Source organism: Prauserella isguenensis, from assembly GCF_014191605.1.
In the GTDB taxonomy this organism is placed as follows: Bacteria; Actinomycetota; Actinomycetes; order Mycobacteriales; family Pseudonocardiaceae; genus Prauserella; species Prauserella isguenensis.
Genome location: NZ_JACHWU010000002.1, coordinates 216,771 through 242,423, shown reverse-complemented (window position 1 = coordinate 242,423; position 25,653 = coordinate 216,771). Strand labels below are relative to the sequence as shown.

The 25,653-nt window shown below is 71.3% G+C and carries 24 protein-coding genes; 14 read left to right on the top strand and 10 right to left on the bottom strand.

Annotated features, from left to right (window positions below):
• Positions 1-121 precede the first annotated feature (121 nt).
• On the top strand, positions 122-790 hold the full coding sequence (locus FHS23_RS09575; protein ID WP_183651900.1) for a hypothetical protein: 669 nt from the start codon (positions 122-124) through the stop codon (positions 788-790).
• Positions 791-862: 72 nt separating this feature from the next.
• Here the strand turns inward: FHS23_RS09575 and FHS23_RS09570 are convergent, their stop codons facing one another.
• The 4 genes from FHS23_RS09570 to FHS23_RS09555 are packed head-to-tail and all read right to left on the bottom strand — an operon-like array spanning position 863 to position 5,549.
• Entirely contained in the window at positions 863-2,908 is a 2,046-nt protein-coding gene (locus tag FHS23_RS09570) for a M3 family metallopeptidase (protein ID WP_183651897.1), read from the bottom strand.
• Positions 2,905-3,630: an MSMEG_4193 family putative phosphomutase gene (locus tag FHS23_RS09565; RefSeq protein WP_183651895.1), complete on the bottom strand. Its 726-nt coding sequence runs from the start codon at positions 3,628-3,630 to the stop codon at positions 2,905-2,907. The genes FHS23_RS09570 and FHS23_RS09565 overlap by 4 nt, the downstream gene beginning before the upstream one ends.
• 33 nt (positions 3,631-3,663) lie before the next feature.
• Positions 3,664-4,503: an undecaprenyl-diphosphate phosphatase gene (locus FHS23_RS09560; RefSeq protein WP_183651892.1), complete on the bottom strand. Its 840-nt coding sequence runs from the start codon at positions 4,501-4,503 to the stop codon at positions 3,664-3,666.
• Complete coding sequence (locus FHS23_RS09555; RefSeq protein WP_183651889.1) at positions 4,503-5,549, bottom strand: LLM class F420-dependent oxidoreductase; 1,047 nt, start codon at positions 5,547-5,549, stop codon at positions 4,503-4,505. Before FHS23_RS09555 ends, FHS23_RS09560 begins: the two co-directional genes overlap by 1 nt.
• Positions 5,550-5,635: 86 nt before the next feature.
• Here FHS23_RS09555 and FHS23_RS09550 point away from each other — a divergent pair, with 86 nt between their 5' ends.
• From FHS23_RS09550 to FHS23_RS09540, 3 genes are all read left to right on the top strand, one after another.
• Positions 5,636-6,631, top strand: coding sequence for an aldo/keto reductase (locus tag FHS23_RS09550; RefSeq protein ID WP_183651886.1), 996 nt, complete (start codon positions 5,636-5,638; stop codon positions 6,629-6,631).
• A 110-nt stretch (positions 6,632-6,741) separates the two neighbouring features.
• Positions 6,742-7,701: an NHL repeat-containing protein gene (locus FHS23_RS09545; RefSeq protein ID WP_343053789.1), complete on the top strand. Its 960-nt coding sequence runs from the start codon at positions 6,742-6,744 to the stop codon at positions 7,699-7,701.
• Positions 7,698-7,925 carry a DUF5703 family protein gene (locus tag FHS23_RS09540; protein WP_183651882.1) on the top strand — a complete coding sequence of 76 codons (228 nt, stop codon included), beginning with the start codon at positions 7,698-7,700 and terminating at the stop codon, positions 7,923-7,925. Before FHS23_RS09545 ends, FHS23_RS09540 begins: the two co-directional genes overlap by 4 nt.
• Positions 7,926-7,991: 66 nt before the next feature.
• On the opposite strand, the gene FHS23_RS09535 is transcribed toward FHS23_RS09540, so the two are convergent.
• Positions 7,992-8,744: an enoyl-CoA hydratase gene (locus FHS23_RS09535; protein ID WP_183651880.1), complete on the bottom strand. Its 753-nt coding sequence runs from the start codon at positions 8,742-8,744 to the stop codon at positions 7,992-7,994.
• A 59-nt stretch (positions 8,745-8,803) separates the two neighbouring features.
• Complete coding sequence (locus tag FHS23_RS09530) at positions 8,804-9,988, bottom strand: hypothetical protein (RefSeq protein WP_183651876.1); 1,185 nt, start codon at positions 9,986-9,988, stop codon at positions 8,804-8,806.
• Between the two features lie 128 nt (positions 9,989-10,116).
• Here FHS23_RS09530 and cysC point away from each other — a divergent pair, with 128 nt between their 5' ends.
• The 3 genes from cysC to FHS23_RS09515 all read left to right on the top strand — a co-directional run bounded on the left by cysC (position 10,117) and on the right by FHS23_RS09515 (position 12,840).
• A complete protein-coding gene (gene cysC, locus FHS23_RS09525; RefSeq protein WP_183651873.1) occupies positions 10,117-10,728 on the top strand; it encodes an adenylyl-sulfate kinase in 612 nt (203 codons plus the stop codon).
• Between the two features lie 154 nt (positions 10,729-10,882).
• Positions 10,883-11,671 (top strand): crotonase/enoyl-CoA hydratase family protein, encoded by a 789-nt coding sequence (locus tag FHS23_RS09520; protein ID WP_183651869.1) that lies wholly within the window; start codon positions 10,883-10,885, stop codon positions 11,669-11,671.
• A gap of 20 nt (positions 11,672-11,691) precedes the next feature.
• Positions 11,692-12,840: a glutamate--cysteine ligase gene (locus FHS23_RS09515; protein WP_183651866.1), complete on the top strand. Its 1,149-nt coding sequence runs from the start codon at positions 11,692-11,694 to the stop codon at positions 12,838-12,840.
• A gap of 69 nt (positions 12,841-12,909) precedes the next feature.
• Here FHS23_RS09515 and FHS23_RS09510 read toward each other — a convergent pair whose 3' ends face one another.
• A complete protein-coding gene (locus FHS23_RS09510; RefSeq protein ID WP_183653704.1) occupies positions 12,910-14,496 on the bottom strand; it encodes an FAD-dependent oxidoreductase in 1,587 nt (528 codons plus the stop codon).
• A gap of 186 nt (positions 14,497-14,682) precedes the next feature.
• Here FHS23_RS09510 and FHS23_RS09505 point away from each other — a divergent pair, with 186 nt between their 5' ends.
• Both FHS23_RS09505 and FHS23_RS09500 read left to right on the top strand, forming a co-directional pair.
• Positions 14,683-15,660: a bile acid:sodium symporter family protein gene (locus tag FHS23_RS09505; RefSeq protein ID WP_183651864.1), complete on the top strand. Its 978-nt coding sequence runs from the start codon at positions 14,683-14,685 to the stop codon at positions 15,658-15,660.
• Positions 15,661-15,749: 89 nt separating this feature from the next.
• Positions 15,750-16,913 (top strand): CaiB/BaiF CoA transferase family protein, encoded by a 1,164-nt coding sequence (locus tag FHS23_RS09500; RefSeq protein ID WP_183651861.1) that lies wholly within the window; start codon positions 15,750-15,752, stop codon positions 16,911-16,913.
• Here the strand turns inward: FHS23_RS09500 and FHS23_RS09495 are convergent.
• Positions 16,826-18,376: a flavin-containing monooxygenase gene (locus tag FHS23_RS09495; RefSeq protein ID WP_183651858.1), complete on the bottom strand. Its 1,551-nt coding sequence runs from the start codon at positions 18,374-18,376 to the stop codon at positions 16,826-16,828. The genes FHS23_RS09500 and FHS23_RS09495 overlap by 88 nt on opposite strands.
• Before the next feature lie 255 nt (positions 18,377-18,631).
• Here FHS23_RS09495 and FHS23_RS09490 point away from each other — a divergent pair, with 255 nt between their 5' ends.
• Positions 18,632-18,964, top strand: a complete 333-nt coding sequence (locus FHS23_RS09490) for a MerR family transcriptional regulator (protein WP_183651856.1) — start codon at positions 18,632-18,634, stop codon at positions 18,962-18,964.
• A 148-nt stretch (positions 18,965-19,112) separates the two neighbouring features.
• Entirely contained in the window at positions 19,113-19,574 is a 462-nt protein-coding gene (locus tag FHS23_RS09485; RefSeq protein ID WP_183651853.1) for a DUF6292 family protein, read from the top strand.
• 30 nt (positions 19,575-19,604) lie between these two features.
• On the opposite strand, the gene FHS23_RS09480 is transcribed toward FHS23_RS09485, so the two are convergent.
• A complete protein-coding gene (locus FHS23_RS09480; protein ID WP_343053788.1) occupies positions 19,605-20,345 on the bottom strand; it encodes a pentapeptide repeat-containing protein in 741 nt (246 codons plus the stop codon).
• A gap of 286 nt (positions 20,346-20,631) precedes the next feature.
• Between FHS23_RS09480 and FHS23_RS09475 the strand changes: the two genes are divergently transcribed.
• The 3 genes from FHS23_RS09475 (at position 20,632) to FHS23_RS09465 (ending at position 25,206) form a co-directional block, all read left to right on the top strand.
• Entirely contained in the window at positions 20,632-21,315 is a 684-nt protein-coding gene (locus tag FHS23_RS09475) for an IclR family transcriptional regulator (protein ID WP_183651846.1), read from the top strand.
• Between the two features lie 160 nt (positions 21,316-21,475).
• The gene (locus FHS23_RS09470) at positions 21,476-23,794 is read left to right on the top strand and encodes a cytochrome P450/oxidoreductase (RefSeq protein ID WP_183651844.1); all 2,319 of its coding nucleotides are present in this window, start codon (positions 21,476-21,478) and stop codon (positions 23,792-23,794) included.
• A gap of 50 nt (positions 23,795-23,844) precedes the next feature.
• Positions 23,845-25,206 (top strand): MFS transporter, encoded by a 1,362-nt coding sequence (locus tag FHS23_RS09465; RefSeq protein ID WP_183651831.1) that lies wholly within the window; start codon positions 23,845-23,847, stop codon positions 25,204-25,206.
• Positions 25,207-25,235: 29 nt separating this feature from the next.
• On the opposite strand, the gene FHS23_RS09460 is transcribed toward FHS23_RS09465, so the two are convergent.
• Positions 25,236-25,508, bottom strand: a complete 273-nt coding sequence (locus FHS23_RS09460) for a DUF2277 domain-containing protein (protein WP_183651826.1) — start codon at positions 25,506-25,508, stop codon at positions 25,236-25,238.
• Positions 25,509-25,653: the final 145 nt, after the last annotated feature.

Below are 25,653 nucleotides of genomic sequence, written 5' to 3'. Positions count from 1 at the left end.
GTGACCACGCAACGTGCCGGCCATCACGTTTCGGTATGTCGGGAACGCCGGAGATGCCGGGTGCGTCGTTGCTTCAACGGCTGCCACGGCGGCAGCACTGACGACGCAGAGTGAGGTAACCGTGCGCAACGGACGTATCGCCGCATCGGCGGCAGTTGTCGCGACCATAGGTCTGGCCCTGTCGGCCTGCGGCGGCGAGGAGGAGGCTGCCCCCGAGACCCAGGAGCAGACCTCCGCGCCGGCCAGCAGCGCAGAGCCGGACGCCTCCGCAGCCGCCGAGCCCGCGGACAGCGACGGCGGCGAGGTGAGCGCCCTGCCGGTCGACGACGAGGTCACAGCCCCCGGGACCGAACTGAAGATCGGCGACCGTGCCGTCGTGCCGTTCGAGTACACCGACGAGAAGAAGGGCACCGTCGCCATCACGGTGACCAGCATCGAGAAGGGCTCGGCCTCCGACCTGCCGAAGAAGAGCGACGGATCGTCGGTCGACTCGCGGATCACGCCGTACTACATCACCTTCACCGTCGAGAACGTCGGCGGTGAGGAACTCGAGTACTCGCGTGTCGACCTCGACGGCCGGCTTCCGGGCGGCGAGTCGACCGGCGCCGTGCTCACCGTGATCGGCGGTGTGGACCAGTGCGAGAGCGAGTCGGCACCGTCGGAGTTCAACGAGCAGGGCGCGTCGTACGAGAGTTGCACCATCCAGGGTTCGGCACGCGGCGACGTGACCGAGGTCCACTTCACCGAGTCGCCCGACTACGAGGAGAGCCCGGTCGTCTGGACCGAGTGAGTCCGGATCGGGTGACGCGGCCCCGGCCCGGACACGCACCCGTCCGGGCCGGTCGGTCGTTCGCGCGCCGCGTCACGCGGCGGTGAGGCCTCGGCGTTCGAGCAACGGCTGCAGCTGCGGATCACGGCCGCGGAAGGCGCGGAACGCCTCCATCACGTCGACGCTGCCGCCCTTGGCGAGCAGCTCCCTGCGGAACCGGTCGCCGTTCTCCCGCGCCAGTCCACCGTTCTCACGAAACCACTCCACCGACTCGGCGTCGAGGACCTCGGACCAGATGTACGAGTAGTACCCGGCCGAGTACGCGTTGCTGAAGACGTGCGCGAAGTAGGTGCTGCGGTACCGCGGCGGGATCGTCGCGAGCGCGACGCCCGCCTGCTGCAGCGCCTCGGCCTCGAACCGGTCGACGTCGTCCACCTCGGCCTCCGGCCCGATGGTGTGCCACGCGAGATCCAGCAACGACGCCGCAAGGTACTCCGTGGTGCGGAAACCCTCGCCGTAGCGGCTCGCCTCCTCCAGTTTCGCCGCCGTCTCCTGCGGCAACGGCTCACCGGTGCGATGGTGCCGGGCGTAGCCCGCCAGCACCTCCGGCCACAGCGCCCACATCTCGTTGACCTGCGACGGGAACTCGACGAAGTCGCGCGGCACGTTCGTGCCCTCCAGCGACTGATACTCCACATCGGACACCAACCCGTGCAGGGCGTGACCGAACTCGTGGAAGAGCGTCGTCACCTCGTCGTAGGTGAGTAGCGCGGACTCGCCGTCGGCGGGCTTGGTGATGTTCAGGTTGTTCACCACGACCGGACGCTGCCCCAGCAGCCGAGACTGCTCGACGAGGTTGTTCATCCACGCCCCGCCCCGCTTGGAGTCGCGCGTGAAGAAGTCACCCAGATACAGCCCCAGCGGCCCGCCGTCGGCGTCGAACACCTCCCACACCCGCACATCCGGGTGGTAACCGGCCAGGTCCCGCCGTTCGGTGAAGGTGAGCCCGTACAACTTGCCCGCCGCGTGGAACACGCCGTCGACGAGCACCCGCTCCAGCTCGAAGTAGGGCCGCAACGCGGCGTCGTCGATGTCGAACCTGCGCTTGCGGACCCGCTCGGCGTAGTAGGCCCAGTCCCAGGGCTGCAGCTCGCCCTCGACGCCGTCGGCGGCCAGCTCCTCCTGCAGTTCGGCGGCCTCGGCGTTCGCGTTGGCGACGGCGGCCGGAACCAGCCGCTCCAACATGGACACCGCGGCCTCGGCCGACCCGGCGGTCTGGTCCTCGATGGCGTACGCCGCGTGGTTCGGATATCCGAGCACCGCGGCACGCTCGGCCCGCAGCCGGGCGACCGTGGCCAGGACCGCCTTGTTGTCGTGGTCGTTGCCGCGTGCCGCCCGCGAGACCGACGCGGTGAAGACCCGTTTGCGCAGTTCGCGGTTCTCCAACGACGCCAGCACCGGCTGGGCGGACGGCAGCCCGAGCGTGAGCAGATACTTGCCGTCCTCACCGCGCGCGGTGGCCGCGTCGGCGGCCGCGGTGATCGCGTCGTCGGACAGCCCCGCCAGCTCGTCGCGTGTGGACACCAGCACGGCCAGCTCGTTGGTGTCGGCCAGCAGGTTGTCCTGGAACCGGGTCTCCAGCCGCGACAGCTCCTCGTTGAGTTCACGCAGCCGGACCTGCTTGTCCTCCGGAAGGTCCGCACCGGCGCGCGTGAAAGCGACGTGGGTGCGGTGCAGCAGCCAGTCCTGTTCGGGCGTGAGGTCGAGCTCGTCCCGCTGCGCGTGCACCGCGTCGACACGGGCGAACAGCGCGCCGTCGAGATGGACCGCATCCGAGTGCGCCGCCAGCCGCGGAGCGACCTCGGTCTGCACCGTCCTGCGCTCGTCGGTGGCATCCGCCGCGGTCAGGGTGAACAGGACCTGCGACACCCGGTGCAGCAGCTGCCCCGAACACTCGAGTGCGACGATCGTGTTCTCGAACGTCGGCGGTTCCGGATCGGCCACGATCGCCGCGATCTCCGCCCGATGCTCGGCGAACGCCGTCTCGAACGCGGGCAGGAAATGCTCGTCGGCGATGCGGTCGAACGGCGGCAGCCCGTACGGCAGGTCACTCGGCGCCAGCAGCGGGTTGTCGGTCACGCGTTGTCCTTTCGTCCAGTGCTCCCGCCGGGCACGGCGTCGGACGAGTCGGCGCCCTTCCGGCGCCTGCGACCGCGCTTGGCGGGTTTCGGGGGCACGATCCCGGACAGGTCCCCCGCGTTGTCGTTGATGCGCAGCACGAACGGCCGCGTCTCGCTGTAGCGCACGACCGACAGCGAACCCGGGTCGACGACGATGCGCTGGAAACCGTCGAGGTGCTGGCCGAGCGCGTCGGCGAGGACCGCCTTGATCACGTCGCCGTGGCTGCACAGCGCCCACACGACGTGCTCACCGTGCTCGGCGGTGAGCCGCGCGTCGTGCTCCCGCACGGCCGCCACGGCGCGCGCCTGCACCCCCGCGAGTCCCTCGCCGCCGGGGAACACCGCCGCCGACGGGTGGGCCTGCACGACCCGCCACAGCGGCTCCTTCGCGAGGGTCTTCAGTTCCCGGCCGGTCCAGTCGCCGTAGTCCACTTCGGATAACCGCGACTCGGTCACCCGCGTGAGCCCGCGTGCCTTGGCGAGCGGTTCGAGCGTCTGCTTGCACCGCAGCAACGGCGACGACACGAGTGCCGCCACCGGCACGTCGGCGAGGCGATCCACCAGTTGTTGCGCCTGACCACGACCCGTGTCGTCCAGCCCGACCTTCGGCATGCGTCCGGCGAGCACGCCCGAGCCGTTCGCCGTCGACCGGCCGTGCCGCAGCAGAATGACGGTTCCCACGCCCGTCACCCTACGCCGACACCCGTGTGTCGATCAGCTCTCCACCGGTCCGGCGTTCGGGTCGAGGACACCGGTGAACACCAGCACGTACAGCAGCAGGCCCAGCGCAACCCGGTAGATCACGAACGGCAGGAACGAGTGCCGCTTGATGTACGACATCAGCCACGCGACGACCGCGTAACCGACCGCGAACGCCACGACCGTCGCCAGGATCGTCGGACCCCACGCCGGTCCCTCGCCGGCCCCGATGTCGGTGAGCTTGTAGAAACCGGACGCGAGCACCGCGGGCACCGCGAGCAGGAACGAGTACTCCGCGGCCGCCGACCGGTTGTACCCCATCAGCCGGCCACCGGTGATCGTGCCGCCCGACCGGGACACGCCGGGCACGAGCGCGAGGGCCTGGAAGAAGCCGTACGTCAGACCGTGCTTGACGGTCAGCTGGTCCAGATCGCGGTCCTGCCTGCCCATCCGGTCGGCCAGCAGCAGGAAGATGCCGAACACGATCAGCGTCGTGGCGATGAGCCGCAGGTCGCGGAACACGTGGTTGATCTGTTCCTCGAACAGCAACCCCAGCACACCGATCGGGATCGAACCGACGATGATCAGCCAACCCATCCGGGCGTCCGGATCACGCCGGTACTCGGGCTTGTAGATCGAGAAGAACCAGTTGCTCAGGATGCTGATGATCTTCTTCCCGAAGAACAGCAGGACCGCCAGCTCGGTGCCGATCTGCGTGACGGCCGTGAACGCCGCCCCCGGGTCGCCCCAGCCCGCGAACGCCGCCGTCACCCGCAGGTGCGCACTCGAGGAGATCGGCAGGAACTCCGTCAGCCCCTGGACGATGCCCAGGACGAGGGCCTCGAACCACCCCATCAGCCGGCCACCCCCGCCAGCTCGAGCGCGTCGACGGCCGTGCGCAGCGCGTCGAAGCCCTGCTCCGGCGCCACGAACGGCGACAGGCTCAGCGTCGTCGCACCGGCCTCGGCGAACGCGGCCATCCGCTCGGCGATCCGCTCCTTCGGTCCCAGCAGCGACGTCGCGTCGAGGAACTCGGCCGGCACCGCGGCCATCGCCCCCGCGTGATCCTTCGCGAGGAACTTCTCCTGCACCTCGGCGGCTTCGGCCTCGAAGCCCATTCGCACCGCGAGCCGGTTGTAGAAGTTCTTGTCCTTGCTGCCCATGCCGCCCAGGTACAGCGCCGCGTACGCGCGCACCGAGTCGGCACACACCCGCCAGTCGTCACCCGGCACGAGCGGCACGGTCGGCGCGACGTCGAACGACGCCAGGTCACGACCGGACTTGGCCGCACCGGTGCGCAGCTGCGCCAGCTGGTCACCGGCGTGTTCGGGCGAGAAGAACACCGGAAGCCAGCCGTCGGCGAGCTCACCGGTCAGCTCGACGTTCCTCGGGCCGATCGCGGCGAGATACATCGGGATGTGCTCGCGCACCGGGTGCACGGTCAACCGCAGCGCCTTACCGGGACCGTCCGGTAGCGGCAGCCGGAAGTGCTCACCCTCGTACGAGACCTTCTCGCGGCGCAGCGCGGCCCTGACGATGTCCATGTACTCGCGCGTGCGGCCCAGCGGCGACGTGAACCGGACGCCGTGCCAGCCCTCCGACACCTGCGGGCCCGACACCCCGAGGCCCAGCCGGAACCGGCCGCCGGACAGGGAATCGAGCGTCGCCGCCGTCATCGCCGTCGTCGCGGGCGTCCGCGCGGGGATCTGCAGCACCGCACTGCCGACGTCGATGTTCGACGTCTGCGCGGCGATCCACGACAGCACGGTCGGCGCGTCCGAGCCGTACGCCTCCGCCGCCCACACGACGGAGAAGCCGAGCTCGTCGGCATGTTTGGCCAAGGTCAAATTGCTCGCGTCGTTCCCGGCGCCCCAGTAGCCGAGGTTCAATCCCAGTCGCACGGGCAGCGACACTATCGGTGGCGGGACATGCCGCCGATAGTGCCTTGGTCAATCTCCCGGACGGGTGATGACTACGCTGGGCAGTCATGGAATGTCGCCCGCTCGGCGCTTCGGGCGCGCAGGTGTCCCGCATGGGCCTCGGCACGTTGTCGTGGGGCACCGGCACCGACGCCGAAGAAGCCGCCAACCAGCTCGTGGCCTTCGTCGACGCGGGAGGCACCCTCGTCGACACGGCCGACGTCTACGGCGACGGCGAGAGCGAACGGATCCTCGGATCGCTGCTGGCCGAACTCGTGCCCCGGGAAGACATCGTGCTCGCCACGAAGGCCGCGGCCCGCCGTGAGTCCGGTCCCTTCGGCGGAGGCGCGTCCCGTGGCTCGCTGCTGGCCGCGCTCGACGGGTCGCTGCGGCGCCTCGGAGTCGACCACCTCGACCTGTGGCAGGTGCACGCCTGGGACCCGGCCGTGCCGATCGAGGAGACGCTCTCCGCCCTCGACCACGCCGTCACCAGCGGCAAGGTTCGCTACGTCGGCGTCTCCAACTACGCCGGATGGCACCTGGCCACGGCGGCCTGCGGGATGCGCACCACGCGCATCGTCTCCACCCAGAGCGAGTACTCGCTGCTCGAGCGCACCCCGGAACGGGAGATCGTGCCCGCCGCCCGCCATCACGGCGTCGGCCTGCTGCCGTGGGCACCGCTCGGACGTGGCGTGCTGACCGGCAAGTACCGCTCGGGCACCCCCGCCGATTCCCGCGGCGCCGACCCGGCCTACGGCGGGTACGTCGACCACCACCGCACCGACCGGGCGGGCCGCATCGTCGAGGCCGTCGCCACGGCGGCCGAAGGCCTCGGCACCTCGCCGCTGGCGGTCGCGCTCGCCTGGGTCCGCGACCGGCCCGGCGTCGTCGCCCCCGTCGTCGGCGCCCGCGACGCCACCCAGCTCGCCGGTTCTCTCGCCGCCGAGGAACTGACCCTGCCGGACGCCATCCGCGCCGCGCTCGACGACGTCAGCAAGCCCGACGGCGACGCCGCTCCGACACGAGCGACCGACGCCACCGACCGGAACGAGGCATCCCCGTGACCGCGCCGTCAGCGCCGTCCGCTGTCCCCCCGTCGTCGCCCCGCGCGTCCCGGCGCCCCGGACCGGCGCGGACCCGCAGACTGGCCGCCCTCGCGATCACATCCGCCCTGGTGCTGACCGGGTGCTCGGACACGGGCGCAGGCGGCGACCAACTGCAGGTCGTCGAGGATCCCGAACGGGCGAGCGCCGCGCCGTCACCGGCGACGGCCGAGGAGCCCGCAGGCCGGGTCGTCCCGGCCGACAGCGACGTCACCGACCTGGCCGCCGCGGACGGCACACTCGCGGCCGCGCTGGCGGGCGAGGACGCCGTGCAACTCCACGACCTCGACGAGCCCGAAGCCGACCCCCGCACGGTGCCGTTGCCAGGCGAAGCCGACAGCCTGCGCACGATCGACGGCACGATCGTGGCCACCATGCCGGACGCGGGGGCCTTCGCTCGGATCGACGTCGCCACCGGCAAGGCCGAGGTCGTCGACGTCGACGGGGCTCCCACCGGCGTGGCCGCCGACGGCGAACGGACCCTCGTGGCGCTCCGCGACGCCAAGGCCGTCCAGGTCCTCGACGCTCACGACTCCCCCGTCGGCACCGTCCGCGACGACCTGTACAGCGCTGACGACGTCCTCGTCGCCGGGGGCGGCGCCGTCGTGCTCGACCGACTTCGGACCGCCGTCTTCTCGCTGGACCTCGCCGACGACACGATCGGCGAGGGGCTGCGCGCCGGCCAGGGTGCGGCCGACGCCACGACGGACGAGTACGGCCGCGTGCTCGTCACCGACGCCCGCAACGGTGCCCTGCTCGCCTTCGACACCGACCCGCTGCTGCTGCGCCAGCGGCAGCCCGTGCCCGGCGGGGCCTACGGCGTCGCCTACGACGCGAAGCGACACGTCGCCTGGGTCACGCTCACCGAACGCAACGAGGTCGTCGGATACGACGTACGCGGCGGACAACCGGAGGAAAAGTTCCGGCTACCCACCGTTCGCCAGCCCGATTCCGTTACCGTCGATGAGCGGACGTCGCAGGTCATCATCGGTTCGGCAGCCGAGGAAGGTATCCAGGTGATCACGCCATGACGAGTGCGGAAGCGGTGGTCGACGACGATTGGGAGTATCACCGGGTCCAGCTCCCGCCCGGTGTCTCCCGCGTGACCGCGTCCGTGCAGCTGGCCATCCAGGCCGAGTTCACCGGCTGGGAACTGTCCAACGTACGGCTCTATTCCGACGGCACCCGCAAGGTGTGGCTGCGCCGTCGCCGCCGCGCCCGGGACCTGCTTACCGCGCAGGGCGTCGTGGCCTGATCGCGGCACAGGGCCACCACGGACCGGATCACCGCCCGGCCACCATTCCGACGCAGGCCGGGCGCGTCACTTCCGGAAGCGCTCCACGACCTCGCGGATCTTCGGCCCCGTCGCACTCGAGGCCTGGGCCCACGCCTCGAACTCCAGCGTGGCGTCGAAGTCGCCGCTCGCGGCGAGGCCCACCGCCGTTTTGATGTCCCGCGTCAGCGACTGATCGTGCCCGGCCCAACGGTCCGCCAGTTCGTGGGCCCTTCCGAGCGGATCCTCGGCCAGCTCCAACGCCAGGCCCTGCTCGACGGCCGCGCGGCCGTCCAAGGACCCGCCGTCCAGCAGCAACGCCATCGCCCGCTGCGGCCCGAGGGCGTCGACCAGGAACCACGTGCATCCGCCGCCCGGGTGGAGCCCGATCCGTGAGAACGTCGCCGCGAACGACGCGTGCGGGCCCGCGACGCGGATGTCGCACGCCATCGCCAGGTTCAGACCGGCGCCCACGGCGGCGCCCTGCACGGCCGCGACCGTCGGGATCTCCAACCGCCGCAGCCGCAGGAAGCTGTCGTACACCGAATGCAGATGCCTGCGCAGTTCGCCGACCGCCCGTTCGGAGGCGTCCCCGAACAGCGCGGGCAGATCCGCACCCGCACAGAAGGCCTTTCCCTCCCCCGCAACGACGAGCGTGCGCACGTCGTCGGCCGCCGCGACCGTGTCGATCGCCTCGCCGAGTTCGCGGCACGTCACGTCGTCCAGACAGTTGCGCCGGTCCGGATCGGTCAGGGTGAGGGTCCACCGGCCGTCGGCCCCGGTGAGTTCCACTCGGCTCATCACGTGCTCCATCCCGCCCGCCGGCACCTGCCGCGGACCGTCGGGGTATTCGAACCCGGTCAGCGACCGAGCTTGGCGCGCGCCCGCCAGTACGCCCGACGTGCCGCCATGACCTGGGGGTACTGATCCGACATGCGCATCACGAACTGCCGCAACCGCAACGCCTTGGCCTGCTGCGGCGGCTTGCGCTTCATCATGCGACGCGACCCGGCGGGATGGCGGAGCAGGTCCGTGACCGATTCCATCGCGATCTCGCCGATCTCCGCCTCGCTGGGCGTCAGGTCGTCGGCCGTGGCGGGCTCGTCACCGCGGGGCGCGGCCGGCCGCAGATCCTCCAGTTCACCGACGACGTGGTATCCGGTGTCGCGGACCCGCTCGATGTAGCGTTCCGCGGTTTCCCGAACCCAGTCCTGGTCCTGCTTCGGCAGCGGGATGCTGCTGCGGCCGCTGCGCGCACTCAGCGTGTGCGCAGCGAAGTCGTCCTTGACCCTGCGGGCGTACTGGAGCCACGGGAACCGATCCGGCAGCGACGCGTTGATCCGCCTGAGGAACTCCGTCTCCGGGTAACCGAGGGAGAAGTTGCCGTAGTGCGGAATGTCCGTCTCGTACTTCGCGGGGTCCAGCCCGAGCAGCCCGGCGAACCGCTCCCACAGCACGTCGGGACGGCCACCACGGGGCGGCACGGTCACCACGTGCACGCGGTCGGCGGGAATCCCGGCGCCCCACGTCTCGAGCACCCGCGGCAGATCCTGGTAGTCCCAGAACAGCCTCGCGGTGTCGTCGAGCTCGCCGTTGCGCAGCGAGGCGAGCAGGTCGGGGTACGACGTGCTCTGCCGGGTCTTCACGTTCTCCTGCCACACCGACGGGATCTGCCGCGCCAGGTCGCGCACGGTGCACACGACGTGCACCTCGGCGAACGACAGCGAGGAGACGACCTGCTCGGCCTCCTCAGGACTCGCGGGCGCCAGCAGCTCCGAGGAGATCAGCGTCGCACCGTCGAACGCCCTGGCCTGCTCGACCAGCCAGTTCCACGACCCGGGCGTGCGCTTCTCCTTCCAGCCGCCGTACCGGCCGGGATGCACGTCGGCGACGGCGCGGTGATGCGCGCCGAGGTCGTAACCGGGGAACGACACGCCGTCCGAGGTGAGGGCGTCCTGGTTGTGCCACAGCAACTCCTGCAGCGACGTCGTTCCGGTCTTGGGTAACCCGATGTGCAGGTACACACGCTGTGTTGCGGAGGTCATGGCCCCGGAAGCGTACTCGCTCACATCGAATGGTTTGCTGTGGCCTTCACGGTGAGTTTTCCTTCCGCACGGATGATGATGTCTCGTGCACGCCACAGGTCGGTAACGGTTTCCTGGAGGAGCTTTATATGACTGCGGACCGGTCCCTTCGCCTCACCCGCGGCGCGACCGTCTGGTTGACCGGGTTGTCCGGCGCGGGCAAGTCGACGGTGGCCGGCGCCGTCGCCACGCTCGTCGCGGGCGAGAGCACCGGCGCGGAGGTGGAGGTGCTCGACGGCGACGAGATCCGCCGCACGATCTCGAGCGACCTCGGCTTCAGCCGCGAGGACCGGGACAAGCAGGGCCAGCGCGTGGGATTCATCGCCGAGCTGCTGTCGCGTCACCGCGTACTCACTCTCGTGCCGGTCATCGCCCCCTACTCCGAGACGCGGGCGGCCGTGCGCGCGCACCACGCCGAACGCGGTTCGGCGTTCTTCGAGGTCTACGTCAGCACTCCGCTGCAGGAATGCGCCCGCCGGGATCCCAAGGGGCTGTACGCCCGGGCGGCCGCGGGTGAGGTCAAGGGACTCACCGGCGTCGACGACGTCTACGAGGACCCGGAGACGCCCGACCTTCGGATCGACACGACCGCCGGCTCGCCGGAAACCGCCGCCGACCGGATCCTCGAGATGTTGCACGAGGCGGGTGTCGTCGAGTACGTCGACGACACCGCGAACTCGGAGAACCCCGTCGTGTCCTGAGCGTTTTCGGTGGGCTTGGCCGATGGGGGTGACGGCGGCGACCGCCGTCACCGAAAGCCTCGCCGTATAGGTCGTTATACACCCTGTAGGGGTGTGGCACGCTGCTCGGTGCTCATCGAGCGCCTTCCCCGAGCCGAGGAGGACCAGCACTTCCATGTCTGCCCGCGTCACCGTCGACCGCGACGGCCACGTACTGCTCATCGGCGTGAATCGTCCCGAGAAGCGCAACGCGTGGGACCGCCGCACCATCGAGGAGGTCGGCCTCGCCTACGACCGGCTCGCCGAGGACCCCGAGGCGCGCGTCGGCGTGCTGTACGGCCACGGTGACCACTTCAGCGCGGGGCTCGACCTCGCCGACGTCTGGCCGTCCGTGCAGGACGAGGGCCCGGGCGCGCTGTCCGGCGGCGGAGCCTACGACCCGTTCGCCCTGTGGAAGCCACCCGTCCCCAAGCCGGTCGTCCTCGCCGTCCAGGGCATCTCGTTCACCTTGTCGATCGAGCTGGCGCTCGCCTGCGACATCGTCGTCGGCGCTGACGACGTGCGCTTCCGCCAGCTCGAGATCGGCCGGGGCATCATCCCGTTCGGCGGCGCTACGGTGCGCGCGACCACCCAGCTCGGCTGGGGCAACGCGATGCGGTTCCTGCTCACCGGGGAGGAGTTCGGCGCCGAGGAGGCCCACCGGATCGGCCTCGTTCAGGAGGTCGTCACGCCCGGTGCCCAGGTGGAACGGGCCACGGAGATCGCGCGGCTCATCGGTGAGCAGGCCCCGCTCGGGGTGCAGGGCACGTTGGCCAACGCCCGCGTCGCACAACGGCTCGAGAACGAACGCGCCGCCGCCGACCACCTGCGCGAACTGCTGCCCGGCGTCCTCGCCAGCGAGGATGCCGCCGAAGGCCTGCAAAGCTTCGTCGAGCGCCGCCCGGCCCGGTTCACCGGCCGCTGATCGGAGAAAGGCCCCATCGAGTGTCCGCCGCACGCACCGTCGGGGTCGAAGAGGAATTCCTGCTCGTCGACCCCGAGACCTGGCACACCGTCGCCGCTGCCGACGACGTCCTCACGCACCTCCCGGAGTCGCCGAGCAACGCCGACGGCCCGGGGCTGACCGACGACCAGGTCCGCGACCCGGCGTGGCACGGCGAGCTCCGCGCCAGCCAGGTCGAGGCGGCGACCGGGGTCTGCACCACGGCCGCCGCGCTGCACCGGCAACTGATCACCGGCAGGCGCGGACTCGCCGAGGCGGCGCGATCCGAGGGCCTCGCCCTCGTCGCGTCCGGTACGCCTGCGGTTCCGAGCCCGGCCGTCCCGCTCGGTGCCGACCCGCAGTACACCGAACTCGACGGCCTCTACCGCGGTCTGATCGGCGACTACGAGGGCTGCGGGTGTCACGTACACGTCGGCGTGCCCGACCGCGAGGCGGCGGTCGTCGCCGTCAACGGCCTGCGCCCGTGGCTGCCGACGCTGCTGGCGTTGTCGGCCAACTCGCCGTACGAGCGCGGGCACGACACCGGCTACGCCAGCTGGCGGACGATCCAGCACTCCCGGTTCCCCACCGCGGGCATCCCGCCCCGCTTCGCCGATGTCGCCGAGCACGACGCGCTCGTCGACCGGCTCGTCACAGCGGGGGCACTGGGAGCCCAGTACACGACGTTCTGGCTCGCCCGCCCCTCCCCCGTGCTGCCGACCGTCGAGGTGCGCGTCGCCGACACGGCAACCACTCCCGACGAGGCGCTGCTGCAGGCACTGTTGTGCAGGGCCCTCGTCGACACGGCGCTCGCCGGCCCCGCGGACGAGGACGCGGCACCCGTAGCGGAGCCGCTCGACGACGTGCTTCCCGCGGCCGTGTGGTCGGCGGCCCGGTACGGCCTCGGCGGTCGCGGCGTCGACCCGTGGACAGGGCACGCGCGTCCCGCCGCGGAGCTCGTCGACGAACTGCTCGACCACGTGCGGCCCGCGCTGGAGCGTTCCGGCGACGCCGACCTCGTCGACTCGCTGGCCCGGCACGTGGTCGCCGACGGTTCGGGAGCCCAACGGCAGCGCCGCGCCGCCGCCCACGGCATCCGCCACGCCGTGCGCACGGTCGCCGAGGAGACGATCCGCGACCTGCCCGAGTGAGGCCTCAGAAGTACTGCCGCAGCGCGGCCCCAGGAGTACTGCCCCAGGGAGTACAGGCTCAGCGAGGCCTCAGGAGTACAACAGCCGGTGCAGACCGCCGATCGCGGCGGCGTAGGCAACTCCGCCCACACCGGCGCGCGCGAGCGCAGCCCGGGCCGCGTTGGCTCCCGGGCCGCCGTGCACGGCTCCACCGGGATGCGCCGACGCCCCCGCCAGGAACAACCGATCCACCGGGGTGTCGGCCCGGCCGAGACCGGGCACGGGCCGGAGCACCAGCTGCTGGTGCATCGCCGCGCTGCCGCCGCCCACGGCACCCTCGACCAGCGCCGGGTTCGCCCGCTCCAGCTCACGCGGGCCCTGCACCAGCCTGCCGCGGACGCGCGCCCCGAACCCGGGTGCGTGCCGTTCCAGCAGAGCCTCCATCCGGTCGGTGACCCGCCGCAGCCGGTCGCCATCCCAGTCCAGGCCGCGCGGCACGTGCGTGTAGGCCCACGCCGATTCACAGCCGTCCGGTGCCCGCGACGGGTCGGCCACGGCCATCTGGCCGATCACGAGCATCGGTTCGTCGGACACGGTGCCGAGCTCGACGTCGAGTCCGTACCGGGCCAGGCCTGCGACGTCCCCGCCGAGGTGCACCGTGCCCGCCCGAGCAGCCTCGGGCGCGGTCCACGGGATCGGCCCGGACAGCGTCCAGTTCACCTTGACCGTGGCGGCGTCCCAGTCGAACCGACGGAGGTCACCGCGAACGCGAGGGGGCAGGATCCGCTCGTCGAGCATGCGGCCGTACAGCAGCGGTGCGGGCACGGCCGCCAGCACCGCCCGCCGCGCACGTACGGGCGTGTCGGCCAGCACCCCCATCGCACGGCCACTGCCCGTGAGCACCCTGCTCACGGGCCTGCCGCATTCGATGCGCCCGCCACGCGCCGTGAACCGCCGCGCCAGCGCCGCCGTCAATGCGCCCGCGCCCCCGTCCGGCACCGGGAACCCCACGTCCTGGGCGAGCATCGACAGCAGCCAGCCGAACACCGCACTGCCTGCCTGCGCCGGGCCCAGGTCGGTGTGCAGCGCGTTCCCGGCGTGCACCGCGGGGGCGCCCGCACCGCGGAACCGCTCCCCCGTCCACGCCGTCACCGGCATCGCCACCATCCGCGCGAGTCGCATCCCGTCCGCGGTACCCGCGGCGCGCGCCAGCCGCCCGGCCGCGCGCACCGGCGGGAACGGCGACAACAGCGCGTTCAGCAACGGGTCGCGGATCCGCCGCCACAACGCGGCCTCCTCGGTCCAGGTCTCACCGTCCCCCGGCGCGAAGGCCTCGAACGACGCCGCCGTCTCCGCAGGATCACGGGACACGAGGGCGACCCGGTCGTCCGGCAGCACGTGCGCCAACGCGGCGGGCGCGTGCCTCCAGCGCAGTCCGTGACGCTCGAGACCCAGTCCGGCGAGCACGGGTGAGGCCGCCGCCATCGGGTAGAACGCACTGAACAGGTCGGTCACGAAGCCCGGTTCGATCGCCTCGGCGCTGCGCACGGCGCCGCCGAGAGTCGGCGTGGCCTCGAGGACGAGGACCTCCCAACCCGCGTCGGCCAGCAGATTGGCGGCGACCAGTCCGTTCGGGCCTGCTCCGACGACGACGGCGTCGACCGTGTCGGTGGGAATGTGCACATGCTCTGCATACCGCACCTTCGGCCGGGTCCGCCTGCCGTCGTCGCCACCCGGCCCGTCTGCCGGGGACACGAGCGCCGGCAGGTGACGCGTGTCGCGCGACACCACCACCGCCGCCCTCCTCCCCTGTCGCGGCACGGTCGCCTACAGTGCCTGCGGACCACGAGCGGGAGGGCGACCATGGCGCAGCGACACGGTGCAGTGCGCAGGCTGGCGGAGGCGGCGAGCCGGTGGTTCGCGCTTCTCGTCGTACTCGGAGTCGCGATCGGGCTGCTCGCGCCGGACCAGGCGTCGGCGCTCGTCGACCATGTGCCGCTGCTGCTCGGCGTGATCATGTTCGGCATGGGCCTCACGCTGCGCGGGGCCGACTTCGCCCTCGTGGCGCGCCGGCCACTCGCCGTCCTGTTCGGACTGATCGCACAGTTCCTGATCATGCCGCTCACGGCGTGGGGTATCGGCCAACTGTTCGGCCTGTCCGGTGCACTGCTCGTCGGCATGGTGCTGGTCGGCTCCGCGCCCGGCGGCACCGCCTCGAACGTCGTCGTCTACCTCGCCAAGGGCGACGTGGCGCTCTCCGTGACGCTGACGTCGGTGTCCACGCTGCTGGCACCGCTGCTCACCCCGTTGCTCGTGCTGCTGCTGGCCCGGTCCGATCTGCCCGTCGGGTTCGGCGATCTGTTCGTGTCCATCGCGCAGGTCGTACTGCTGCCCGTGGTGGCGGGTCTGGTCGTCAGGGCACTCGCCGACCGGTACGTCCAGCGGGTCCTGCCCTACCTGCCGCTGGTGTCGGTTCTCGGCGTCGCGTTGGTCGTGACGGCGGTCGTCGGGGCGAACTCCGGCACGATCGCCGAGAGCGGAGCGCTGCTCATGCTCGCCGTCGTCGCCCACAACTCCGCGGGACTGGCGCTCGGCTACGGTGCGGCGCGGCTGGCCGGGCTGGACGAATCGGCGCGGCGCGCGGTCAGCGTCGAGGTCGGCATGCAGAATTCGGGCCTGGCCTCTAGCCTCGCGACGACCCACTTCACCGCGGCGGCGGCCCTGCCCGGCGCGCTGTTCTCGGTGTGGCACAACCTCTCGGGCGCCGTGCTGGCGACGTTCTGGGCGCGGCGGCCCACGTCGACGCCGGAATCGGCAGCCGACGAGCGCACCGGCGCCTGACCGGCACCCGCCGGGTCTCGCCGCGGCGCGTCACCGTCGGCTCCGCACGCGCCCAACCGGCCCGTCCCCGCGAAGGAGTTGCTCCACCGATGTCCTCCCTCGGCGACCTGCGCATCGTCGACTTCTCCCGGGTCCTCGCCGGGCCGTTCGCCACGATGCTGCTGGCCGACCTCGGCGCCACCGTCGTGAAGGTCGAACGTCCCGGAAGCGGCGACGACACCCGGTCGTGGGGCCCGCCGTACGACGACCGCGGCGAAGCGACCTACTACCAATCGGTGAACCGGAACAAGGATTCGGTGACGCTGGATCTGCGCACCGAGGAGGGCATCACCCGCGCCCGGGAGCTCGCCGCGGGCGCGGACGTCGTGGTCGAGAACTTCCGTCCGGGTTTGATGTCCGAGCTCGGTCTCGGCTACGACGACCTCCGGGCCCGGAACCCGGGCCTGATCTACTGCTCCATCACCGGATTCGGATCCGGCGCAGGGGCGCAGCTTCCGGGTTACGACCTGCTGATCCAGGCTCTCGGCGGGCTGATGAGCGTCACGGGGCAGCCCGAGGGCGAACCGCAGAAGGTCGGCGTCGCACTCGTCGACGTCCTGTCCGGACAGTTCGCCACGGTCGGCGTACTCGCCGCGCTGCGGCACCGTGACACGACCGGTGAGGGACAGCTCGTGGAGGTGAACCTGCTCTCGTCACTGCTCGCGGCGCTGGTGAACCAGAGCTCGGCCTACACCTCGGGTGGAGTCGTGCCCCAGCGGATGGGCAACGCGCACCCCAGCGTCGCACCGTACGAGGTGCTTCCCTGCGGCGAAGGGGAACTCGTCCTGGCCGTCGGCAACGACCGCCAGTTCCGGGCACTGTGCGACCGGCTGGGCGATCCCGACCTGGGCACCGACATGCGGTTCGCCACGAACAGCGCGCGCGTCGACCACAGGGAGGAGCTGCGCGAGCACCTCGTCCAGCTGCTGAAGGCGCGCGACGCCCGCTCGTGGGCGGATCTGCTCACGGAGGCGCGCGTGCCCGCGGGCGTGGTCAACGACGTGGCGGGTGCATTCCGCCTCGCCGCCGAACTCGGACTCGACCCGGTCGTCGGGATCCCGCGCGGCGACGGCACCGAGGTACGGCTCGCCCGCAACCCGATCGGCCTCTCGGAGACGCCGCCGACCTACCGCTCCGCGCCTCCGCCTCTCTCGGAGTCACTGCCCTTCTCGGAGTCACTGCCCTTCTCGGAGCCACGGCTGGACGACGACTGACGCCGGTCCGCCGCGACACCGAAGTCCATGTCCTCGGTCACGCTGCCGTGGCGCAGGTGCAGCACGTCGCGGAGGTAGTTCTGGTGGAGCCGCCAAGGAGTCGCGTGTCCCTGCTTCGGCATCCGGTCGATGCTGCGCAGTACGTAGCCTGCGCGCAGGTCGATCAGCGGTTCCGCGGGCCGGTCACCGGGTGGCAGCACCGGCGTGGCGCTGTCGAGATCGCGCGCGTCGAGGTGGGTGAGCAGCCTGCACACGTACTCGGCGACGAGATCGGCCTTCAGGGTCCAGGAGGCGTTCGTGTAGCCGATCGTCATCGCGAAGTTCGGCACGCCGTCGAGCATCATGCCCTTGTACGTCACGGCCTTGCCGACATCGACCGGATCGCCGTCGACGTCCAGTGCGAGGCCGCCGATCGCGAGCAGGTTCAGACCTGTCGCCGTGACGGCGATGTCCGCGGCCAGCTCCCCGCCCGAGGTGAGCCGGATGCCGTCGGGCGTGAACGTGTCGATGGTGTCGGTGACGACCGAGGCGTCGCCGCGGCGCAGCGTACGGAACAGGTCGCCGTCCGGGACGAAACACAACCGCTGGTCCCACGGCCGGTAGTCGGGTGAGAAGTGCCGGTCGACATCGAATCCCTCCGGCAGGGCCGACCGCACGCCGCGTTCGATCAGCGTGCGCACGAGCCCGGGCGCGCGGCGGCTGAGGCGGAAGAACAGGCCCATGCTCAGCGCGTTCTTCCACCGCACCACGGGGAACGTCACACGGTCGGGCAGCACGCGCTTCAACAGCCGGGCGAGCGGATCGACCGAGGGCAGCGCCATGACGTAGCTGGGCGAGCGCTGCAGCATCGTCACGTGAGCGGCGTCTCGTGCCATGGCGGGAACGAGTGTCACGGCGGTGGCGCCGCTGCCGATCACCACGACCCGGCGGCCGCGGTGGTCCAGGTCCTCGGGCCAGTGCTGCGGGTGGACGAGCGTTCCCTCGAACCGGTCGATTCCCGGCAGGTGGGGTGTGAACCCCTCGTCGTAGCGGTAGTAGCCGGAGCAGACGTGCAGGAACGCACACGTCAGCGTGACCTGTTCACCGGTGTCGGACCGGTGGGCGGTAACTGTCCACAGTGCCCGATCGCTCGACCAGGACGCGGAGTCGACCCGGTGGTGGAACCGGATGAGCTCGTCGACCCCGAACTCGCCGGCGGTGTCACGGATGTATTCGCGAATCGACGGACCGTCGGCGATCGCCTCGGCGCGGCGCCACGGGCGGAAGCCGTAGCCGAGCGTGAACATGTCCGAATCGGAGCGCACCCCGGGATAGCGGAACAGGTCCCACGTGCCGCCGATCGCGCCGCGCGCCTCGAGGACCGCCACCGTGCGGTTCGGGTGCCGCTGCCGCAGCCGGCAGGCCGCACCGACACCGGTCAGGCCTGCTCCCACGATGAGGACGTCGACGTGTTCGGCGGGCATGGCCCTCCTCGGCATCGGGGCGACACCGTTGTCACCCGACCGGGCCCGACGCTACCGACCGCGTGATCACGACGCCATCGGCGCAGCTCCGGCCGACACCGCGCGCGCCACGCGCGCCTGCCTCGTACCGACCACTTGACGAAATCTCAGCCGTCGACTAGATATTTTTTGTAGCAGTCGGATGACCGGCACCGCGCCGAACCGTGAGCAGGCGCGGCCGGACCACGGTGAGGCAGGCTTCCGGAGCGTGTACGCATGACCCTGAACGAGCTGGACGACGAACACCGGCCCACGTTCACCACCGGGCAGGCGGCCGACATTCTCGGCGTCGAGCAGCCGTTCCTGCGGAGTCTCGACACCGCGGGCGTCGTGTCCCCCGAACGGTCCGGCGGCGGACACCGGCGCTACTCCCGGCACCAGCTCGGTCAGGCGAGCCGCATGCGGGCGCTGTTCGACGAGGGCATGAACCTCAACGCCGCCCAGCGCATCCTCGCGCTCGAATACGAACTCGACGAGGCCCGCAGGGAGATCGCGGCGCTGCGCAGGCGGGTCGAAGACTCGCCTGACGGCGCCTCCTCCGATACGTGAACTCCGCCTCCTGCCGCCCGACTTCACGGCTCGCCCGCACCGCACGCTGCGCAGCGCCTGCGCCACACCGGGCGGCCACGCACGACCGAACCCGGAGTGTGAACCGCCGACGCCCTCGCGCCGGCACGAGGAATCGAGGTGATCATCAGTGGACATCTACGGTTGGTACTCGACGGAACCCGCGCTGCACGCGTACGTCTCCGCGGTCGCCGCCGCACTCTCCCCCGACGACGGCTCCCCGGCGCAGTACACGTGCGACGCCTCGGCCACGCCCGTGGGTGCCTACATCGCGGTCGACGGACACCTGCCCACCTTCCCGGACCGCGACGTCGCCCTCATCTGGGACGAACACCACGGCTGGGGCATGGCGATCGAAACCCACTCCGGCGAGGACCTGCTCATGGTGTCCTACCTCGGTGGCAGCGACCCGGTTCCCGAGCCGGAACGGGTCGCCCGGTTCGCCCGCCGCATCCTCGACGGCGCGATGCCGGGGCAGCCGGCCCCGCCGGAGTTCGCCGCGGTGCCCGACCTGCCACGGAGGCTGGCGGCGGCCGCCGCGGACGCGGACGTCCCCGCCCAGGAGGCCGCGTCGGCCGCGCACGTGTTCTGACCGTCCGAACGCTCACTCCGCGCCGGGAGTTCAGCGCTGCCAGTGCGCAGGGGTGCTCGCCCAGCCGGGCACCCGGGTGGCGGCGTCCCCGCGCGCGGCGTCCAACTGTGCCTGCGTCAGGAACACGGTGTCGACCAGGTCGGCGCCGGAAAGCTCGGCGCCGCGCAGGTCGGCGCCGGTCACATCGGCCAACGTGAGGTCCGCGCCCCGCAGATCGGCACCCAGCAGCGCCGCGCCCCGCAGGTTGGCTCCGCGCAGATTCGCCCGCGCGAGCTTCGCCCCCGCCAGATCGGCCCCTCGCAGCCCACGACCGGCCTCGCCCGCCCTGACCAGCTCGCTCGCCCGCGTCAGCGCGACGTTCGCCGTGGCCCAGTGGTCGGCGAGGGACGTCCCGGCCAGCTCGTCGAGATCACGCGCGGCAAGACGTTCGGTCGCGGTGATCGCGACGTCCAGCTCACCGTGGACCTCCGCCGCCGCGGAGAAGCCCCGTGCCTCGTGCAGGTAGTAGAGCAGCTCGTACAGGTCGCGCAGCACGGGATAGGCGTCGAACATCCGCCGCGCCCTTGCGGGGTCACCGCGCCAGTCGCCGCCTGCTCTCCGTGCGACGGCCTGACCCGCCCCGAAGCAGTCGTAGACGGTGCAGCCGGGGAACCCGCGCTCGCGCAGTGTGTCGTGCACACCGCACCACGAGTCGTCCCGCAGGTGCGGGCACGGCGTCTCCGCGGGCTTGGTGATCGCGAAATCGGCAGAGGCGACGAAACCCGGTGCCACGCAACAGATCCCGTAACACTGCCCGCAGTCCGCCCGCAGTCGTTCCCGGAATGCGCCGTCCGGTGTGGACGGTACCGTCATACTGCTCCCCGACTTCGAACGTCTCCGGCTTCCGATGTCCCGGGTTCCGATTCCCCCTCCCCCGAGGCCCCGCCGCCGGTCCTCGGCGGGGCCACGACGCCGAGGACCGGCATCCGGTACACCCGGCTGTGTCCTCCACCCTAGGCCCGGCACCGTTACTCTCGGGCACCACCACACCGCAACGGCATCCACGAAGGGACACGCGATGAGCACGCTGCAGACTCTCGACCGGGGCCTGCGCGCGCTCGACGTGATCTCCCAGGCACCGAGCGGGATGTCGGTCGCCGAACTCGCGCGCAGGCTCGATGTGCACCGCGCCATCTGCTATCGCATCGTGTCCACCCTCGAGGAGCACCAGCTCATCGCGCGCACCGACGACGGCAAGCTCCGGCTGGCCGTCGGAGTGTCGGTGCTGGCCGCCCGCTTCGAACCGCAGCTGCACCACGACGTCCGGCCACTACTGCAGGAGCTGGCCAACGAGACCCGTGCGACGGCGTTCCTGTCCGCGGCCGAGGGCGGCGACTGTGTCGCACTCCAGGTCGCCGAGCCGGACGCGCAACTCCTCACCGTCGGCTACCGGATCGGCAGCAGGCACCCGCTGTCGAAGGGTGCCGCGGGCATCGCGATCCTCGCTCGGCGCCCCGAACGGCCCGACGACGGTGACGCAGTGGTGCGCGCCCGCCGGGACGGTTACAGCCTCACCCGGGGCGAACTCGAACGCAGCGCCGTCGGTGTCGCTGCGGGCATCGGCGTGCCCGAGGGCAGGCACGCGGTCGGGCACGCCGAACGCTCGGTCGGCGTGGTGGCGATCGAAGGCCTCGACACCGACCGCGCCACCCGAGCCGTGGTCCGCACGGCACGGCGACTCGAAGAACTTCTCACCGCCTGAACCGGACGGTCCGCACTTGACGCCCACTGTGGTCCCGCTTACCTTCCAGATGTTCACTATTCGATCCGCGGTGTGCGTTATTGGTAACACTGCAGCTCACGCGCAGACCCCCGTTCCGGTATCGCCACACATCGGGCCGTAGCCGCCGTGGAGGGCGCCGATGAACACGGAGTCGTGTCCCGTCGACCACACCCGCCCGGCCGACCCCGTCACCGGCTGTCCCGTCAGCGCGAACGCGGCGGCGTTCGACCCGTTCGGCGACGTGTACCAGGCCGATCCGCCGGAGGCCGTGCGCTGGTCCCGTGACGGGGAGCCGGTGTTCTACAGCCCCTCGCTCGGCTACTGGGTCGTGACGCGCTACGACGACGTGAAGGCGATCTTCCGCGACAACATCACGTTCTCCCCCTCCATCGCACTCGAGAAGATCACGCCCGTCTCCGACGAGGCGATCGCGACGCTCGAACGCTACGACTACGCGATGAACCGCACCCTCGTGAACGAGGACGAGCCCGAGCACATGCCACGCCGGCGGGTACTCATGGACCCGTTCACCCCGGACCGGCTCGCCCACCACGAACCCATGGTCCGCAGGCTCACTCGCGAGTACGTCGACCGGTTCGTCGATGCGGGCAAGGCCGACCTCGTCGACGAGATGCTGTGGGAGGTCCCGCTCACGGTCGCACTGCACTTCCTCGGCGTGCCCGAGGAGGACATGGCGACCCTGCGCAAGTACTCGATCGCCCACACCGTCAACACCTGGGGCAGGCCCTCGCCCGAGGAGCAGCTCACGGTCGCCGAAAACGTCGGCAGGTTCTGGCAGTTCGCGGGCACCGTGGTGGAGAAACTCCGGCGTGATCCCTCCGGCGACGGCTGGATGCCCTACAGCATCCGCAAACAGCAGGAGTACCCCGACATCATCACCGACTCCTACCTCCACTCGATGATGATGGCCGGCATCGTCGCGGCGCACGAGACGACCGCCAACGCCGCGGCCAACGCGATCAAACTCCTGCTGGAGAACCGCACGGTCTGGGAGGAGCTCTGTGCCGACCCCGGCCTCATTCCGAACGCCGCCGAGGAGTGCCTGCGGCATTCCGGATCGGTGGCCGCGTGGCGCAGGCTCGTCACCGCCGACACCACGGTCGGCGGTGTGCCCGTCCCCGCGGGGTCGAAACTGCTGATCGTGAACTCCTCGGCCAACCGCGACGAACGGCACTTCGAGGACCCCGACACCGTCGACGTCCGCAGGGACAACGCGACCGAGCACCTGACGTTCGGCTACGGCAGCCACCAGTGCATGGGCAAGAACCTCGCCCGGATGGAACTGCAGGTGTTCCTCGAGGAGCTGACCCGCAGGCTGCCGCACCTCGGCCTGGTACCCGGGCAGCGGTTCACGTACGTCCCGAACACGTCGTTCCGAGGCCCGGAGCACCTGTGGGTGCAGTGGGATCCGGCCGCCAACCCCGAGCGCAGCGACCCGGCCGTGTTGGAGACCCGGCAGCCGGTACGCATCGGCGAGCCCACCACCCGCTCGCTCAGCCGCACACTCACCGTGGAGCGGGTCGACCCGGCGGCGCGCGACGTCGCCGAGATCACCCTCGCCGCGCCCGACGGCGCCCCGTTGCCCTCGTGGTCGCCCGGAGCCCACATCGAACTGGAACTCGGGGAGGTGTCCCGGCAGTACTCCCTGTGCGGCGACCCGGGCGACCGGGGCCGGTACCGCATCGCCGTACTCCGCGACCCGGACAGCCGCGGCGGCTCCCGGTACGTCCACGACCGGCTGTGTCCGGGAACGACGGTGGCCGTCCGCGGGCCGCGCAATCACTTCCGGCTCGACACCGACACACGCCACCACGTCTTCGTCGCCGGCGGCATAGGCATCACGCCGATCCTCGCGATGGCCGACGCCGTCAGAGCCGCGGGCGGCAGCTACGAGCTGCACTACTGCGGCCGCTCCGCCGACACGATGGCGCTGCTCGACCGCGTGCGCCGCGACCACGGGCCCCGACTGCACGAACACTCCTCCGACGCAGGCACCAGGCTCGACGTCGCCGCACTCCTCGCCGAGCCCGTCGACGGCACGCGGATCTACGCGTGCGGCCCGCAGCGGCTGCTGTCGGCACTCGACACGGCGAGCGCGCACTGGCCGGAAGACGCACTCCGCGTCGAGCACTTCACCACGGCGGGCCACGAACTCGACCCGGCCGCCGAGCACGCCTTCGACGTCACCCTCGCCGACTCCGGGCTCACTGTCCGGGTCGCCCCCGACCAGACCGTGCTCGCCGCCCTCCGCGCCGCCAACATCGACGTGCCGAGCGACTGCGAGGAAGGTCTCTGCGGCACATGCGAGGCGGCGGTGCTCGACGGCGAGGTCGACCACCGCGACGTCGTGCTCACCCGGGCCGAGCGTTCCGCAGGAACCCGGATGATGACCTGCTGCTCCCGGGCGTGCGGCGACGCACTGACGCTCGGCCTCTGACCTCACGCTCCCCTCCCCCCTCCCGACCTCCGCGAAAGGACCGTTCGACAATGACGTCATCGGCATCCGCGCGTGTCGAAGGCCTGCCAGGCAGGCGCGGCACGAGCTTCCGCCGCGTGCTCACCGGATCGATGGCGGGCGCCGTGCTCGAGTGGTACGACTTCGCCGTCTACGGCGTGCTCGCCGCGACCGTGCTCGGCCCGCTGTTCTTCCCCGGCGACAGCGACATCATCAAGCTGCTGCTCGCGCTCGCGACCCAGGGCATCGGGTTCGTCGCCCGGCCGCTCGGCGGGATCGTGTTCGGCCACCTCGGCGACAAGTTCGGCCGCAAGCCCATGCTCGTCACGACCTTCCTGCTGCTCGGCATCTCCACGGCCGCGATCGGCCTGCTGCCGACCTACGAACAGCTCGGCGTGTGGGCGACCCTGTTGCTCGTGCTGCTGCGACTGACCCAGGGGTTCGCGCTCGGCGGCGAGTTCGGCGCGGCGGTGCTGATGGTCAGCGAGTACGGCAAGCCGAAGCGCCGCGGGTTCTGGGCGTCGTGGCCGCAGGCGGGCGCGCCGCTCGGCACGGTGCTCGCCACGGTCGTCGTCAGCGCCGTCGCCCTGGTGTTCCCGGGCGACGCGTTCGACCAGTGGGGTTGGCGGATCGCGTTCCTCGTCGCGCTGCCCCTGCTGGTCATCGGGTTCTGGGTGCGCCGCAGCGTCGAGGAGTCACCCGTGTTCCAGGCCGCGCAACTGCGTGCCGCCGAGGCGCCCGAGACGGCGCAGGCGGATCCGACCACGGTGGGACCACACCGGTCGTCGAGCGTCCTCGAGGCGCTCCGCAACCCGCGGCCGGTGCTGCACGGCCTCGGCATGCGCCTCGGCGAGAACATCGCGTTCTACATCTACACGGTCTTCGTCATCGCCTACGCCACGACGTACTTCGGCTACGAACGCAGCGACGTCGTCCTGGCGGTCACGTTCGCGTCGGCGGCCCAGTTCGCGGGCATGATCGGCGGAGGCGCCTGGTCGGACAAGGTGGGCAGGAAGACCGCGATGCTCGTCCCGTCCGTGCTGCTCGTGGTGTGGGCGCCGCTGTTCTTCGTGCTCGTCCAGCAGGAGAGCCTGCCGTTGCTGTGGCTCGGCACCTGCATCGGCGCCGGACTGCACGGCATGCTCGCGGGCCCGGAGGCCGCGTGGATCACCGAACTGTTCCCGACGCGCCGCCGCTATGCCGGATCGTCGTTGGTGTTCCAGGGGTCGTCGATCATCGCGGGCGCACCGGCGCCGTTCATCGCCGTCTGGCTCATCGACTCGTTCGGCGTCGGCATGGTCGTCGGTTATCTCGTCGTCACGATGCTGATCACCGTGATCGCCGTCGCGACGAGCAGGGAGACCCGCGGAAGCGACCTCGACCGGGTCGAATGACGGCCGACGGGTGCCGGCCGCGGCACCCGTCAGGCCCGTTTCGCCGCGTCCCTGGCCTGGACCTCGGGACGACGAAGGGGTGGCACGGTCCGCGGCGGCTGCCGCCGTTCGGGCAGCTGCGCCAACAGCCGCGTGGTCGTGGCGGTGACCTCGGCGACGGCCTGTTCGAACGGTTCGCGAGTCGCGTCGGACACGCTCTGGACACCGCTGACCTTCCGCACGTACTGCCGCGCCGCCGCCTCGATCTCCTCGGCCGTCGCCGACGGTTCGAGTCCCCGCAGGGTCGTGATGTTCCGGCACATGCCCGTGACGGTAGTCCTCGTCCGGCTCCCCGGCGAGCGTTCGCCGCCGGGCACCGCGCCGCCGCGCCGTCCCGATCCGGTGTCACCGCCGATGCCGTCACTGATTGAAACGGCTCTTGAGACCTCGGCTCCGGTGCGTTCTACT